11 protein-coding genes, 4 tRNA genes and 1 pseudogene are annotated in these 15,233 nt (G+C 59.7%); 3 read left to right on the top strand and 13 right to left on the bottom strand.

Annotated features, from left to right (window positions below):
* Window positions 1–90: 90 nt before the first annotated feature.
* Window positions 91–1,254, top strand: coding sequence for an acyltransferase family protein (locus tag ACIQAL_RS28950; RefSeq protein ID WP_401151553.1), 1,164 nt, complete (start codon window positions 91–93; stop codon window positions 1,252–1,254).
* 250 nt (window positions 1,255–1,504) lie between these two features.
* Here ACIQAL_RS28950 and asd read toward each other — a convergent pair whose 3' ends face one another.
* The 4 genes from asd to leuC all read right to left on the bottom strand — a co-directional run bounded on the left by asd (window position 1,505) and on the right by leuC (window position 6,177).
* Window positions 1,505–2,617: an aspartate-semialdehyde dehydrogenase gene (gene asd / locus ACIQAL_RS28945; protein WP_341958796.1), complete on the bottom strand. Its 1,113-nt coding sequence runs from the start codon at window positions 2,615–2,617 to the stop codon at window positions 1,505–1,507.
* Between the two features lie 262 nt (window positions 2,618–2,879).
* Entirely contained in the window at window positions 2,880–3,962 is a 1,083-nt protein-coding gene (leuB, locus tag ACIQAL_RS28940) for a 3-isopropylmalate dehydrogenase (RefSeq protein ID WP_341958797.1), read from the bottom strand.
* Window positions 3,963–4,103: 141 nt separating this feature from the next.
* Complete coding sequence (gene leuD, locus ACIQAL_RS28935) at window positions 4,104–4,742, bottom strand: 3-isopropylmalate dehydratase small subunit (protein WP_401151549.1); 639 nt, start codon at window positions 4,740–4,742, stop codon at window positions 4,104–4,106.
* Window positions 4,743–4,752: 10 nt separating this feature from the next.
* Window positions 4,753–6,177 carry a 3-isopropylmalate dehydratase large subunit gene (leuC, locus tag ACIQAL_RS28930; RefSeq protein ID WP_401151546.1) on the bottom strand — a complete coding sequence of 475 codons (1,425 nt, stop codon included), beginning with the start codon at window positions 6,175–6,177 and terminating at the stop codon, window positions 4,753–4,755.
* A 157-nt stretch (window positions 6,178–6,334) separates the two neighbouring features.
* Here leuC and ACIQAL_RS28925 point away from each other — a divergent pair, with 157 nt between their 5' ends.
* Both ACIQAL_RS28925 and ACIQAL_RS28920 read left to right on the top strand, forming a co-directional pair.
* Window positions 6,335–7,219: a LysR family transcriptional regulator gene (locus tag ACIQAL_RS28925; protein ID WP_401151544.1), complete on the top strand. Its 885-nt coding sequence runs from the start codon at window positions 6,335–6,337 to the stop codon at window positions 7,217–7,219.
* A gap of 97 nt (window positions 7,220–7,316) precedes the next feature.
* Window positions 7,317–9,413 (top strand): annotated as a pseudogene (locus ACIQAL_RS28920) (putative bifunctional diguanylate cyclase/phosphodiesterase); the annotation flags it as partial.
* Between the two features lie 623 nt (window positions 9,414–10,036).
* On the opposite strand, the gene ACIQAL_RS28915 reads toward ACIQAL_RS28920, so the two are convergent.
* The 9 genes from ACIQAL_RS28915 to gltX form a co-directional block, all read right to left on the bottom strand.
* Complete coding sequence (locus ACIQAL_RS28915; protein ID WP_401151541.1) at window positions 10,037–10,480, bottom strand: Hsp20 family protein; 444 nt, start codon at window positions 10,478–10,480, stop codon at window positions 10,037–10,039.
* Between the two features lie 114 nt (window positions 10,481–10,594).
* Window positions 10,595–11,554, bottom strand: coding sequence for a tRNA dihydrouridine synthase (locus tag ACIQAL_RS28910; protein ID WP_401151538.1), 960 nt, complete (start codon window positions 11,552–11,554; stop codon window positions 10,595–10,597).
* Window positions 11,555–11,620: 66 nt separating this feature from the next.
* The gene (locus ACIQAL_RS28905; RefSeq protein WP_401151536.1) at window positions 11,621–12,061 is read right to left on the bottom strand and encodes an acyl-CoA thioesterase; all 441 of its coding nucleotides are present in this window, start codon (window positions 12,059–12,061) and stop codon (window positions 11,621–11,623) included.
* An 83-nt stretch (window positions 12,062–12,144) separates the two neighbouring features.
* Entirely contained in the window at window positions 12,145–12,684 is a 540-nt protein-coding gene (locus ACIQAL_RS28900) for a TetR/AcrR family transcriptional regulator (RefSeq protein WP_401151534.1), read from the bottom strand.
* Window positions 12,685–12,966: 282 nt separating this feature from the next.
* Window positions 12,967–13,042, bottom strand: a tRNA-Glu gene (locus tag ACIQAL_RS28895).
* A 52-nt stretch (window positions 13,043–13,094) separates the two neighbouring features.
* Window positions 13,095–13,170 (bottom strand) — tRNA-Ala (locus ACIQAL_RS28890).
* Window positions 13,171–13,222: 52 nt separating this feature from the next.
* A tRNA-Glu gene (locus ACIQAL_RS28885) sits at window positions 13,223–13,298 on the bottom strand.
* Between the two features lie 86 nt (window positions 13,299–13,384).
* Window positions 13,385–13,460, bottom strand: a tRNA-Ala gene (locus ACIQAL_RS28880).
* Between the two features lie 221 nt (window positions 13,461–13,681).
* Window positions 13,682–15,163 carry a glutamate--tRNA ligase gene (gltX, locus tag ACIQAL_RS28875; RefSeq protein WP_166598337.1) on the bottom strand — a complete coding sequence of 494 codons (1,482 nt, stop codon included), beginning with the start codon at window positions 15,161–15,163 and terminating at the stop codon, window positions 13,682–13,684.
* Window positions 15,164–15,233 lie beyond the last annotated feature (70 nt).

The following is a 15,233-nucleotide window of genomic DNA, read 5'->3' as shown; positions in this document are numbered from 1 at the left end:
CTTCCCCGTTTCCGGGGGCCCGGACGCGCACGCCTGCGCTGCCCGCACTGCCGTCCACCTTCTACACTCATCTACAAAAGGACCCGTCAGATGAAGCGTTTCCCCGTGCTCGACAGCTTTCGCGGCCTCTGCGCATTGGCTTTTATCGTCCATCACTCGCACATCGAACGCAGCATCACCGAGCTGACGTTCTTCCGAAATGTCAGCCAGTTCGTGGGATTTTTCTTCGCTCTCAGCGGGTTTCTGATCTACCGGCGCTACAGCGACCACCTGCACACGCCCCGCCATGTAGGCGAATTCATGGTGACCCGCGCCTGCCGGGTGGTGCCGATGCATGTCGCGGTGCTGTTGTTTTTCATCGGCTTCGAATGCCTGAAATGGGTGCTTGAGCGACGCGGGTTGTCGTTGAACTACCCGGCCTTCAGCGGTGACCGTGCGCCAGGGGAAATCCTGCCCAACCTGCTGTTGATTCAGGCATGGTGGCCGGGGTTTAACGCACTGTCGTTCAACTACCCATCGTGGTTCATCAGCGTCGAGTTCTATGTCTGGATGATCTTCGCGCTGATTCTGTACGCACTCCCCCGCCTGGCGCGCAAGCTGATCACGTTGCTGTGCGTGTTGGCGTTTATCGCGCTGTACAAGGACTTCGGTCCGATTCCGCACAATGTGTTGTGGGGCATTTCCTGTTTCTTTGCCGGGGCGATCACGTACCGCATTTACGCACGGGTGCGGGATTGGATGCCGGGCCCGGTGATTGCGACGCTGCTGGAAGTGGCGGTATTAGGCGCTATTTACTGGGTGATGACCGAGGGCGAGCTGCCGCTGACCATTGAACTGGGGCTGCTGTTCTGCTTGGCGATCCTGATCTTCGCGTTTGAAGCGGGCCTCATCTCACGAGCACTCTCGTTCAGGCCATTTCCGGCGCTGGGGAAATTGTGGCTGTCGATTTACCTGACCCACGCGGCGGTGATTTTCGTGCTGGCGACTGCACTGACCGTCGTGGCGAAATTCAGCGGGTATGGGTTACTGGTGGACAAACCAAGTGAAGCGACCGGGACGATGGTGCGGTATTTGAGTACCGGCAGTGCGCTGAACGATAACTTGCTGATGCTCTTTGTGGTGGTGGCGGTGGTCGTGGTCTCGATGCTGACACACTGCTACATCGAAGCGCCGGGGATCAGGTTTGGCAAGCATTGGAAGCACCGGACGTTGATGCGTCGGCGCAAGGATGATCCGCCGGTTGAGGGAGTTTGAAGGCGCATACACCGGAGACACCCTGTGGGAGCGAATTCATTCGCGAACGATAGTCCAGGCGATAGGGATGCATCGTCTGCCCCATCGATTCGCGAATGAATTCGCTCCCACAGGGGTTATTTGATCGGCCATGACTCTTGTGCACGATTCGCCCCATAACCGGCATGCCGCTCACGTTCGAACCTCTGCAAGAACCCATAAAAAAACCGCCCCAAGAGGCGGTTTTCTCGTATCTGGCAAAAACGTCGGATCAACGCTCCAGCAGAATCCGCAGCATGCGACGCAACGGTTCGGCCGCGCCCCACAGCAGTTGGTCGCCCACGGTAAACGCGCCCAGGTATTGAGAACCCATGTTCAGCTTGCGCAGACGGCCCACTGGAATGTTGAGCGTACCGGTCACCGACGTCGGGCTTAGCTCCTGAATGCTTGCCTCACGGGTGTTCGGCACCAGCTTCACCCATGGGTTGTGCTGGCTGATCATGCCTTCGATGTCGGCAATCGGCACGTCCTTGTTCAGCTTGATGGTCAGCGCCTGGCTGTGGCAACGCATCGCACCGATGCGCACGCAGATGCCATCGACCGGGATTGGACGGTTGAAGCGACCCAGAATCTTGTTGGTCTCCGCCTGCCCTTTCCACTCTTCGCGGCTCTGACCGTTCGGCAGTTCCTTGTCGATCCACGGGATCAGGCTACCGGCCAACGGCACGCCGAAGTTCTCGGTCGGGAACGCGTCGCTGCGCATGGCCTCGGCCACTTTACGGTCAATGTCCAGAATCGCGCTGGCTGGGTTCGCCAGATCATCAGCGACCGCTGCGTTGATGGTGCCCATCTGCTTGATCAGCTCGCGCATGTTCTGCGCGCCGGCGCCCGAGGCCGCCTGATAGGTCATCACGTTCATCCACTCGACCAGACCGGCCTCGAACAGACCGCCCAGCCCCATCAGCATCAGGCTGACGGTGCAGTTGCCGCCGATGTAGTTCTTGGTGCCCGCATCCAGCTGCTGGTCGATGACCTTGCGGTTGACCGGGTCGAGGATGATCACCGCGTCGTCCTGCATGCGCAGGGACGAGGCTGCGTCGATCCAGTAACCCTGCCAGCCCGCTTCGCGCAGCTTCGGGAACACCTCGTTGGTGTAGTCGCCGCCTTGGCAGGTCAGCACCACGTCAAGGGTCTTGAGCTCGTCGATGCTGTACGCATCTTTCAACGGCGCAATGTCCTTGCCCACCGACGGGCCTTGGCCGCCGACGTTGGAGGTGGTGAAAAAAACCGGCTCAATGAGATCGAAATCCTGCTCTTCCAGCATTCGCTGCATGAGCACGGAACCCACCATGCCGCGCCAACCGACCAGACCTACACGTTTCATCGCAACTACACCTTCATTAAATGTGGGACCCCACTCTGCCCAGACTGCGTAAAAGCTACTGCGGGCTGAGCGCCTTCGGCGTTACGCACATGATGCTGCGTTAAAAACAGGCGAAAAATGCTTATTTAGAACACCTAGAGTCGATCGCGACCCCGGCCGCTTTTCGCCTGTTTTTGCCTTGCCTCATCTTCGCTCGTGACGCTTTTACACACTCTGTTCGAGAGTTTTTTCGACTCGATCTTGCAGAAGCGGGCCCGAGATATTACAGATTGCGCAGCGCGGCGACTACGGCGTCACCCATTTCCTGCGTACCGACTTTGGCATTGCCTTCGGACCAGATGTCACCGGTGCGCAGGCCCTGATCGAGGACCAGACTCACGGCCTTCTCGATGGCGTCCGCTGCGGTGTGTTCGTTGAAGCTGTAACGCAGCATCATCGACACCGAAAGGATGGTCGCCAGCGGGTTGGCAACGCCCTTGCCCGCAATGTCCGGTGCCGAACCGTGGCAAGGCTCGTACATGCCCTTGTTGTTCGAATCCAGCGACGCCGATGGCAGCATGCCAATGGAACCGGTGAGCATCGACGCTTCGTCGGACAGGATGTCGCCGAACATGTTGTCGGTGACCATCACGTCGAACTGCTTCGGTGCGCGGACCAGTTGCATCGCGGCGTTGTCCACGTACATGTGGCTCAGCTCGACATCCGGGTAATCCTTGGCCACCTGCTCGACCACTTCGCGCCACAGCTGGCTGGAGGCCAGAACGTTGGCCTTGTCCACTGAACACAGCTTCTTGCCACGCACGCGGGCCATGTCGAAACCGACACGGGCGATACGGCGGATCTCGCTCTCGCTGTACGGCAGCGTATCGTAAGACTGGCGCTCGCCGTTTTCCAGCTCGCGGGTGCCCCGTGGCGCACCGAAGTAGATACCGCCGGTCAGCTCGCGGACGATGAGAATGTCCAGGCCTGCGACGATTTCCGGCTTGAGGCTGGAAGCGTCGGCCAGTTGCGGGTAGAGGATCGCAGGACGCAGGTTGGCAAACAGACCCAGTTGCGAACGGATTTTCAGCAGGCCGCGCTCCGGGCGAATGTCACGCTCGATGGCGTCCCATTTCGGGCCGCCCACCGCGCCCAGCAACACCGCGTCGGCCGCACGGGCACGGTCCAGCGTTTCGTCGGCCAGTGGCACGCCGTGCTTGTCGATGGCCGCGCCACCGATCACGTCGTGGCTCAGTTCGAAACCCAACTGATACTTCTCGCTGGCCAGCTCCAGCACCTTGACCGCTTCGGTCATGATTTCAGGACCAATGCCGTCACCGGGGAGAATCAGAATCTGCTTGCTCATAGAACCCTCGTTTCAAAATGGCGTTCGGCCCCTGCTGCGGGGCCGACTCGGGAGCAACAAGTTTCGAGCTGCAAGCTGCAAGAAAAAGCAGTCGGGCCACGTCCAGCTTGTCGCTTGAAGCTTACAGCTCGCAGCTGCTTCTTAACGGAAGAGCCAAGGCTGCGACGCGCGGTGCTTGCCTTCGAACGCAGCAATCGCATCGCCGTCCACCAGCGTCAGGCCGATGTCGTCCAGGCCGTTCAGCAGGCAATGCTTGCGAAAGGCGTCGATCTCGAAGCTGTACACCTTGCCACTTTCCGCCGTAACGGTCTGCGCGGCGAGGTCCACTTTCAACTGGTAGCCCGGCTTGGCTTCCACGGCTTTGAACAGTTCATCAACTTCGCTTTCGCTCAGGATGATCGGCAGCAGGCCGTTCTTGAAACTGTTGTTGAAGAAGATGTCGGCGTAGCTCGGGGCGATAATGCTGCGAAAACCGTACTCTTCCAGGGCCCACGGCGCGTGTTCGCGGCTCGAACCGCAGCCGAAGTTCTCACGGGCCAGCAACACGCTGGCGCCTTGGTAACGTTCGTGGTTGAGGACGAAATCCTTGTTCAGCGGACGCTTGGAGTTGTCCTGGTACGGCTGACCCACGTCCAGATAACGCCACTCGTCGAACAGGTTCGGACCGAAGCCAGTGCGACGGATCGACTTCAAGAACTGCTTGGGAATGATCTGGTCGGTGTCGACGTTGGCGCGGTCCAGCGGAGCGACCAACCCGGTGTGTTGAGTAAAAGGCTTCATGCGGGGCTCCTTAGTGCTGGCTCAGGGTGCGAACGTCGACGAAACGGCCATTGACCGCTGCGGCAGCTGCCATCGCCGGGCTCACCAGGTGGGTACGACCACCGGCACCCTGACGGCCTTCGAAGTTACGGTTGGAGGTGGACGCGCAATGCTCGCCACTTTCCAGGCGGTCCGGGTTCATCGCCAGACACATGGAGCACCCTGGCTCACGCCATTCGAAACCGGCCTCGATGAAGACCTTGTCCAGCCCTTCTTTCTCGGCCTGGGCTTTCACCAGACCCGAACCCGGCACCACAATCGCCTGCTTGATGGTAGACGCCACTTTACGGCCTTTGGCGATGTCCGCTGCGGCGCGCAAATCTTCGATCCGCGAGTTGGTGCAGGAACCGATGAACACACGATCCAGCTGAATGTCGGTGATCGCCTGATTGGCCTTCAGGCCCATGTACTTCAGCGCGCGCTCAATGGAGCCACGCTTGACCAGGTCGGTTTCCTGCGCCGGATCAGGCACATTCTGATCGACCGCGAGGACCATTTCCGGCGAGGTGCCCCAGCTGACTTGCGGCTTGATCTGCGCAGCGTCCAGCTCGACCACGGTGTCGAACACCGCGTCGTCGTCAGACACCAGGTCTTTCCACGCCTCGACGGCAGCATCCCATTGCTCGGCAGTCGGTGCGAACGGGCGACCCTTGACGTAGGCAATGGTCTTTTCGTCTGTGGCCACCAGACCGACGCGGGCGCCTGCCTCGATGGACATGTTACAGATGGTCATGCGGCCTTCGACGGACAGATCGCGAATGGCGCTGCCCGCGAACTCGATGGCATGGCCGTTACCCCCGGCGGTGCCGATCTTGCCGATGACCGCAAGGACGATGTCCTTGGCAGTGACGCCGAACGGCAATTTGCCTTCGACTTTCACCTGCATGTTTTTCATTTTCTTGGCGACCAGGCACTGAGTGGCGAGCACGTGCTCGACCTCGGAGGTGCCGATGCCGTGAGCCAGTGCGCCAAACGCGCCGTGGGTCGAAGTGTGGGAGTCGCCGCAGACCACGGTCATGCCAGGCAAGGTGGCGCCCTGCTCCGGGCCGATCACGTGAACGATGCCCTGACGCACGTCGTTCATCTTGAATTCGGTGATGCCGTATTCGTCGCAGTTGTCGTCCAGGGTCTGGACCTGAAGACGAGAGACCTGATCGACGATGGCATTGACGCCATCTTTACGGTCAGGGGTGGTCGGCACGTTGTGGTCAACGGTCGCGACGTTGGCGTCGATGCGCCATGGTTTGCGGCCCGCCAGGCGCAACCCCTCGAACGCTTGTGGCGACGTCACTTCGTGAATGATGTGACGATCGATATACAGCAGCGCCGAACCATCGTCGCGCTGCTTGACCAAATGCGAATCCCAGAGCTTGTCGTAGAGCGTTTTGCCGGCCATCAGACGGTTTCCTCATCAGCTTGTTTCTATGCCGCGGGCCATTGCGTCACGGCGACGCATCAAAGACCCCTTGGCTTGTGGGGTAGATGCTATGGAATATGCTTAAATAACTCAAATTCATATTTTTCATGCTTTGGATAACCAACAGGAATTCGAGATGGATTTGGCAAACCTCAATGCCTTTATTGCCATTGCCGAAACAGGGAGCTTCTCCGCCGCCGGGGAGCGTTTGCACCTGACGCAACCTGCGGTCAGCAAGCGCATCGCCGGTCTGGAACAGCAGCTCAATGTTCGCCTGTTCGACCGATTGGGCCGGGAAGTCAGCCTGACGGAAGCCGGTCGCGCCCTGCTGCCTCGGGCTTATCAGATCCTCAACGTGCTGGATGACACGCGCCGCGCCCTGACCAACCTGACCGGCGAAGTCAGCGGCCGGTTGAGCCTGGCAACCAGTCATCACATCGGCCTGCATCGCCTGCCTTCCTTATTAAGGACCTTCACCCGCACCTATCCCGAGGTGGCGCTGGACATCGAATTTCTCGACTCCGAGGTCGCCTACGATGAGATTCTTCACGGCCGTGCCGAGCTGGCGGTCATCACCCTCGCCCCGGAACCCCATTCGCTCGTCAAGGCCGTGCAGGTCTGGAACGATCCGCTGGACTTCGTCGCTGCTCCGGAACACCCGCTGGCCAACATGCCCACTGTGACACTGGCCGACATCGCGGCGTATCCCGCAGTCTTTCCCGGCGGCAACACCTTCACCCATCACATCGTCAGCGGGTTGTGCGAGGCGGAAGGCCTCAAGCCGAACATCGCCATGAGCACCAACTATATGGAGACGATCAAGATGATGGTGTCCATCGGGCTGGCATGGAGTGTGCTCCCCCGAACCATGCTCGACGAACAAGTTGCGCGTATTCCGCTGCCGGACATACAGCTGCACCGCCAGCTAGGCTACATTGTCCACACGGAACGCACGCTGTCGAACGCCGCCCGGGCGTTCATGGCGCTGCTGGATGCTCAGGCGGACGCTCCTGGGCAGTGATGCTCATTGATCGACATACCAGCTTTATTCCTACAAGGCTCGTGATCACATGCCCATAACCGCCGACAGCGCACCGTTTCACACGACCGGCCTGGCCCTGACGGCGAAGGAGTCGGAAACGCATTTCGCAACGCTGTTCAACCTGAGCCCCAATGTGGTGCTGTTGACACGGTTCGAAGACGGCCTGATCTGCAACGCCAATCGCCATTTCGAGTCAGCGTTTGGCTGGCCGATGGCGGATTGTATGGGCCGCTCGACCCTCGACATCGGTCTCTGGGCCGACCCGCAACACCGTCAGACAGCACTCGACAAAACCTTTGCATCCAGCGAACCGGTGACCCTCGAAACCCAATGGCACGCTCGGGACGGTCGTATCCTCGACGGCACGCTGCACACGCAAAAGATCGAGCTGACCGACGGCCGCTACCTGCTCAGCACCTTCATCGACAACACCGAGCACCGTCGTGCCCAACTGGCGCTGAAAGCCAGCGAGGAAAAGTTCGCCAAGGCGTTTCACTCCAGTCCCGACGCCATCATCATCACCGAAAAGGCGACCGGCCGTTATCTGGAGGTCAACGACGGCTTCTGCCGCCTGACCGGTTACAGCGCCAGCGAAGTACTGGGCCACACGGTGTTCGAGTTCGTCATCATGGCCGACATCAGCCAGCGCATGCGCCTGATTCAAGACGTGGAAGAACACGGCAAGGTGCACAACCGCGAGCTGCTCGGCCGCAACAAAAACGGCGACATCATCACAGTTGACGTGTCGATCGATCCGCTGACGCTCGACGGCATGCAATGCCTGCTGATCACCGCCCGGGACATTGGTTTGCTCAAGAGCACCCAGGCGCAGGTTCAGCACCTGGCCTACCACGACTCGCTGACCAACCTGCCCAACCGCGCGCTGTTGATGGACCGCCTGAGCCAGCAGATTTCTTTGCTCAAGCGCCATGACCTGCGCGGCGCCCTGCTCTTTCTGGACCTGGACCACTTCAAACACATCAACGACTCCCTCGGCCATCCGGTCGGCGACAGCGTGCTGAAGATCGTCACCGCACGGCTCGAAGCCAGTGTCCGGTTGGAAGACACGGTTGCGCGCCTGGGCGGCGATGAGTTCGTGGTGCTGATCAGCGGTCTGGAAGGCTCGCAGGAGCAGGTCATCGATCAGGTGCGCGGGCTGGCCGACACCCTGCGCGAACTGCTGGCCGAGCCGATGTTTCTCGACGGCCATCGGCTGCAAGTCACGCCCAGCATCGGCGTCGCATTAATTCCCGACCATGGCTCGACCCCGGCCGACCTGCTCAAACGCGCCGACATTGCGCTGTACCGAGCGAAGGATTCCGGGCGCAACGCCACGCAGCTGTTTCACAGCACGATGCAGAAAGCCGCCAGTGATCGGCTGCGTCTGGAAAACGATCTGCGTCTGGCCCTGAGCCGGGGCGAATTCAGCCTCAGCTACCAGCCCCAGGTCGACATTCGTGGCAACCGCATCGTCGGCGCCGAAGCCCTGTTGCGCTGGCAGCACCCGAGTTTGGGAAATCTACCGCCGCAGCAGTTCATTCAGGTCATGGAAGAAAGCGGGATGATCCTAGAGGTGGGCAACTGGATTCTGGAAGAAGCCTGTAAGACCGGTGGCGAGTTACTGCGAAAGGGGCTGATCGACGGCCATGATTTCAGCCTGTGCGTGAATATCAGTCCCCGGCAGTTTCGTCAGGCAGATTTCGTCGACCGGGTAGAGCGCTGCCTGCGCACCTGCGGCCTGCCCCATCGCATGCTCAAACTGGAAATCACCGAAGGCATCGTCATTCAGAACCTCGAAGACACCATCGCCAAGATGCTGGAACTCAAGCGCATGGGCATCAGTTTCGCGATGGACGATTTCGGCACCGGGTATTCGTCACTCACTTACCTCAAGCGCCTGCCAGTGGACGCGCTGAAAATCGATCAGTCTTTTGTTCGCGACGCCACTACTGACCCCAACGACGCCGAAATCGTCCGCGCCATCATCGCCATGGCCGCGAGCCTCAATCTCGCGATCATTGCCGAAGGCGTAGAGAAGCAAGAGCAACTGGACTTCCTGGCGCAACTGAATTGCCAGTTTTACCAAGGGTTTCTGTTCAGTGAGCCGTTGGTGCTTAAGCAATTTGAGGCGTTGTTGCGGGAGCGTGTAGTGCCGGTGCTCCCAAAAGCGTAGGAACCCTGGTTGCTTTTGATTCTGGCCGAAGGCCGTGGTAATTAGCCCACGCTTCTGGCCAAGGCCGTGGGTATTGGCCCATGCTTCGGGCCGAAGGCCGTGGGAGCTGGCCCATGCTTCTGACCAAGGCCGCGGGAATTGGCTCGTGCTTCTGGCCGAAGGCCGTGGGAGCTGGCCCATGCTTCTGACCAAGGCCGTGGGAATTGGCTCATGCTTCTGGCCGAAGGCCGTGGGAGCTGGCCCATGCTTCTGACCAAGGCCGCGGGAATTGGCTCATGCTTCTGACCAAGGCCGTGGGAATTGGCTCATGCTTCTGGCCGAAGGCCGTGGGAGCTGGCTTGCCTGCGATCTGGCGCGAAGCGGCAGTAAAACTTGATGACTTTGTTCTGCCAGATATACCGCGTGTGCCGGATTTGCTGCCGGTGCCCGGCAGATCGCAGGCAAGCCAGCTCCCACGGCCTTCGGCCAGAAGCCACCAGTCACAAGCCATAGGCCATAAGCCATAAGCCATAAGCCATAAACCATAAGCCATAAGCCACAAGCCACAAGCCGGTCAGCCCAACACCGCTTCAACCCAACAAAAAAGGCGTCCCGAAGGACGCCTTTTTGCTATCGACTGCGAATCAATGCGCCAGGGTTTTCTGGCCGTTGATCTGGATGCGTTTTGGCTTGGCCTCTTCAGGCACCAGACGCAGCAGGTCAATGTTCAGCAGGCCGTTGACCAGTGCAGCGTTCTGCACTTCGATGTGATCGGCCAAGCGGAACGACAGCTTGAACGCGCGCTGGGCAATGCCCTGATGCAGGAAGGTCACGCCTTCAGCAGCCTTGTCGCGCTTGCTGCCGGTAACGGTCAGCACACCCTTCTCAACCTGCAACTCCAGGTCTTCTTCCTGAAAACCGGCCGCCGCGATGACGATGCGGTACTGGTCGTCAGCGTGCTTCTCGACGTTATAGGGAGGGTAAGTGCTGGCCGATTCGTTACGGGCCGCCGACTCGAACAGGTCGTTGAAACGGTCAAAGCCCACGGAAGAACGGAACAGTGGAGCCAGAGAAAATGCGGTAGTCATGTGAATCTCCTGAAATATCAGCAAGTGTTTATCTCCGCGACCCGACTTCGGCATCGCGTAACCCTTAGATAAGGACAGTCACTTCTGTTTCAAGAGTCGCTATGAAAAATTTTCTCAGGCCGCTGCCGACTCAGTCACACCCAGCATGTGGCTGATCCGCTCGCAATCAGTCTCACGCCGCAGCGAATCGAACATCACCGTCGCTTCGGGGTAGCTCTTGGTCAGCAACACCACCCATTGCTTCAGACGGCCCGGCGCCTGAACACGGGTCATTTTGGCCAGTGCTTGCAGCCAGAAATCGCGAATCAAGGGTTGCAGTTCCTGCCAGGTCATCTCGACGACTTCCCGCCCTGCCTCCGCCGCCGCGATCTGTCGGCCAAGGTCCGGACGGGCCACCAGCCCGCGACCGATCATGATGTCGCGGGCGCCACAGATTTCCCGGCAGCGGCGCCAGTCGTCCACGGTCCAGATTTCGCCGTTGGCAATGATTGGGATCTTCACCACGTCCTGAATCTTGCCGATCCACTCCCAATGCGCAGGCGGCTTGTAGCCGTCCACCTTGGTCCGTGCGTGAACCACGATGTGCTCGGCGCCGCCCGCCTCCAGCGCTCGCGCGCAGTCCAGCGCGGGTTCGGTGCTGTCATAACCCAGTCGCATCTTGGCCGTCACCGGAATGTGCGCAGGCACGGCACGGCGCACGTGTTCGAGGATCGAGTGCAGCAGCTCCGGCTCCTTCAGCAGCACCGCGCCGCCTCGGGATTTGTTCACCGTCTTGGCGGGGCAACCGAAGTTCAGGTCGATAACCGGCGCGCCCAACTCGGCGGCAAACGCGGCATTCTCGGCCAGGCACACGGGATCAGAGCCGAGCAATTGCACCCGCAACGGCACGCCCGCACGGGTCTTCGAGCCATTGAGCAACTCGGAGGCGAGTTTGTGAAAGTAATGCTCAGGCAACAGACGCTCGGTCACCCGGATGAATTCGGTCACGCACCAATCGATGCCGCCGACCTGCGTCAGCACATCGCGCAGAATGTCATCGACCAGGCCTTCCATGGGTGCCAGAGCAATTTGCATGGGTCACACTCGAAAAAAAGTCCGGCAGTTTACGCAGAGGCGTGCCGATTGTGAACGGGCCGCGCGTCAGGAAACGCCTGCCTGCAATGCGGGCGCGTAGCCGTCGATGAACTCGCTCGGCATCCGCTTCGGTTTGCCGGTCGAGAGTTCGATGCAGACGAACGTGGTTTGCGCCCGCAGCAGCGTGATGCCATCGCTGGGTCGCTTGAGTTGAAAGCGCCGGGTCATCTTCAGCTTCTGATCCCAATCGACGATCCAGGTCGCCAATTGCAGTTCGTCATCCTGATAAGCGCTGGCCAGGTAGTCGATTTCGTGCCGAACCACGGCCATCGCCCGGTCCAGACGCCGGTACTCGGTCAGGTCCAATGCCAACTGTTGCGAATGGCGCCACGCGCAACGTTCCAGCCAAGTGACGTAGACGGCGTTGTTGGCGTGCCCCAGTCCATCGATGTCGTCCTCGTTCACATGCAGATCGATGACGAACGGCGTTGCCAGATCCCAAACCATGCTCGTTCTTGCCCCTCATGAATACGTTCGTGGGGCAGTGTAACCAAAAGCATCAGAGAGGGATCGCACCTGTCAGGAACGCCTCACTGCATGGCCGACTTGGCAGCCCGCAAGACGCGATCGGACAGTTCATTCGGCCCCAAGGCACGGGCCAACGCCAGACCGCCGAGCATCAGCGCGATATCGGCCAGGGTCTTGTCGGTTTCTTCCGGACTTGAGGCCAGTTGCGCGACCATCAGCTCGACGTGTTCCGACAGCGCACCGCGGAAATCATCGGAGAGACGTGCCATCTCGCCAATCGCAGTGGGCAGCGGACAGGCGTGCTCTTCGGCGTCACGGTGTTTGCGAGACAGATAAAACGCGGCGAGCAAGGCACGTCGCTCGTCGCCTGGCAATTGATCGTCAATTTTCGCGACCATCTCCCGGCGCTCGGCGAGCAATTGGTTGAACGCCTCCAGCATCAAGGCTTCCTTGCTGTCGAAATGCGCGTAAAAACCGCCCACCGTCAACCCGGCTGCGCCCATGATCTCATTGACGCTGGGCTCCACGGGACCGCGAGCAATCAGCGCCGAACTGGCCGCGTTGAGAATGCGTTCACGGGTTTGTGCTTTTTTATCGTTCATGTCCGCCTCCGGGATGATGGCAGTAATATTATCTGCATCATGGGGGATGGCAAGGGCGCCATGCGCTGAGCCCGAACCTGTAGGAGCGAGTTCATTCGCGAAAGGGCCGTCCAACCGAAGAGAATGCATTGCCTGAAACGCCGATTCGCGAATGAATTCGCTCCCACAGGTTCAGTGGCGGTGTCCGGATCAGAAAATCGAGGAAAGGAAAATAAAACCTCAAAAAAACAAAAGGGCCATTCAATAATCGAATGACCCTTGGTCTCGCAGAGCGAGAAATCGTGGCGTCCCCTAGGGGACTCGAACCCCTGTTACCGCCGTGAAAGGGCGGTGTCCTAGGCCACTAGACGAAGGGGACGCAAAACCTTCAGTCGAATCCGTCATTCACTGATGACGAACCCTGGCAAATTTGGTGGAGCTAAGCGGGATCGAACCGCTGACCTCCTGCATGCCATGCAGGCGCTCTCCCAGCTGAGCTATAGCCCCAGATTTAGCGCCTCGCGGCGGAGATCAACCTTACGGTATCACTCGGTAAAGCTGGCGTCCCCTAGGGGACTCGAACCCCTGTTACCGCCGTGAAAGGGCGGTGTCCTAGGCCACTAGACGAAGGGGACGTAACCCTTTGTGTACCTGATCGGTGCTGGTTCCGACTTGCGGTACAAACTCCAAGGCAGTGTAGCCGACCTTGAAGCTTCTAAATTGGTGGAGCTAAGCGGGATCGAACCGCTGACCTCCTGCATGCCATGCAGGCGCTCTCCCAGCTGAGCTATAGCCCCACATTACACTGTCACATCACACTGCGTTGCCGCGGTGTTTCTGTGTTGCCGTGTGGACGGGGCGCATATTAAGTGCGACCCGAATACCTGTCAAACTTTTTTTAAACATATTTCAAAAGAATTTTCCGGGATAACAATCACTTACCGCCCTCCCCCGGAAAACCTCGACCTTTCGCTCGCTGCATGCCGCACTCAAGCGGCACGCAACGACAAAGCGCCCCTCAGCCAATAGCGCCGAGCAGCTTTTCCCACTCTTTGTTTTCTTTCTTCGACACGCCGCCCAGCAGGTCTAGCGCCTGACGCAGACGGTAGCGGGTCAGGTCCGGGCCGAGGATTTCCATCGCATCGGTCACCGAGACCGAGTTCGCCTGACCGGTAATGGCGGCAAACATCAGCGGCATGGCATCACGCAGTTTGAGCTCCAAATGTTCGACCACCGCCTGAATACAACCGGTGATCGTGTCTTTTTCCCACTGACGCAGCGACTCAAGCTTCCAGAGGATCAGCTGCAGCACCTGACGCACTTGCTCAGGTGACAGCTTCTTGTGCTCGAACAGCTTCGGGTCCGGGTTCACACCACCGGCAAAGAAAAATCCTCCCAGCGGCGCAACCTGGCTGAACGTTTCGACGCGGCCCTGCACGTGGGGCGCGATCTTCATCATGTAGTCGCTGTTGAACGCCCACTTCTGCACGCGGGCGGCAAATTCTTCAACCGGCAGCTCGCGCAGCCACTGGCCGTTGAGCCAGGACAGTTTCTCGATGTCGAAAATCGGCCCGCCGAGGGAGACGCGGTTCAGGTCGAAGTGCTCGACCATTTCCTGCAGCGAGAACTTCTCGCGCTCATCCGGCATCGACCAACCCATGCGGCCCAAGTAGTTGAGCATCGCTTCGGGCATGAAGCCCATGCGCTCATAGAACGTGACCGAGGTCGGGTTCTTGCGCTTGGAGAGTTTGCTCTTGTCCGGGTTACGCAGGAGCGGCATGTAGCACAGCGCCGGTTTTTCCCAGCCGAAGTATTCATACAGGAGGATCAGTTTCGGCGCCGACGGCAGCCACTCTTCGCCACGCAGCACGTGGGTGATGCCCATCAGGTGGTCATCAACGACGTTGGCGAGGAAGTAAGTCGGCAGCCCGTCGGTCTTCATCAGGACCTGCATGTCCATGCGGTCCCACGGGATTTCGACTTCGCCGCGCAGGATGTCCGGCACCACGCACACGCCTTCGCTCGGCACTTTCATGCGGATGACATGGGGTTCGCCTGCGGCCAGACGGCGCTCGACTTCCTCCTTGGAAAGCAGCAGCGCACGACCGTCGTAACGCGGGGTTTCGCCTCGGGCCATCTGCTCGGCACGCATCTGATCCAGCTCTTCGGCGGTGCAGAAGCATGGGAAGGCATGACCGGCATCGACCAGTTGCTGGGTGTACTTCTTATAGATGTCGCCCCGCTCGCTCTGGCGATACGGGCCGTGAGGACCTCCGACGTCCGGGCCTTCGCTCCACTCGATGCCGAGCCAGCGCAGGGCGTCGAAAATCTGTTGTTCGGACTCGCGGGTCGAGCGCAACTGATCGGTGTCTTCAATGCGCAGGATGAATTCGCCGCCATGCTGCTTGGCAAAGCAATAGTTGAAGAGTGCGATGTAAGCCGTGCCAACGTGGGGGTCGCCGGTGGGCGATGGCGCGATGCGGGTGCGAACGGTGGTCATGGAAAATTCCGGATAGGTCGAACAAGCCGCGAATCTTAACAGGCACGGCCCTTGCGGCTCCAGCGTCGGC

It is taken from the genome of Pseudomonas sp. NPDC088368 (assembly GCF_044753445.1).
GTDB lineage: Bacteria > Pseudomonadota > Gammaproteobacteria > Pseudomonadales > Pseudomonadaceae > Aquipseudomonas > Aquipseudomonas bambusae.
The sequence above is the reverse complement of the archived record's forward strand: the minus strand, read 5'-3'. Positions and strand labels throughout refer to the sequence as shown.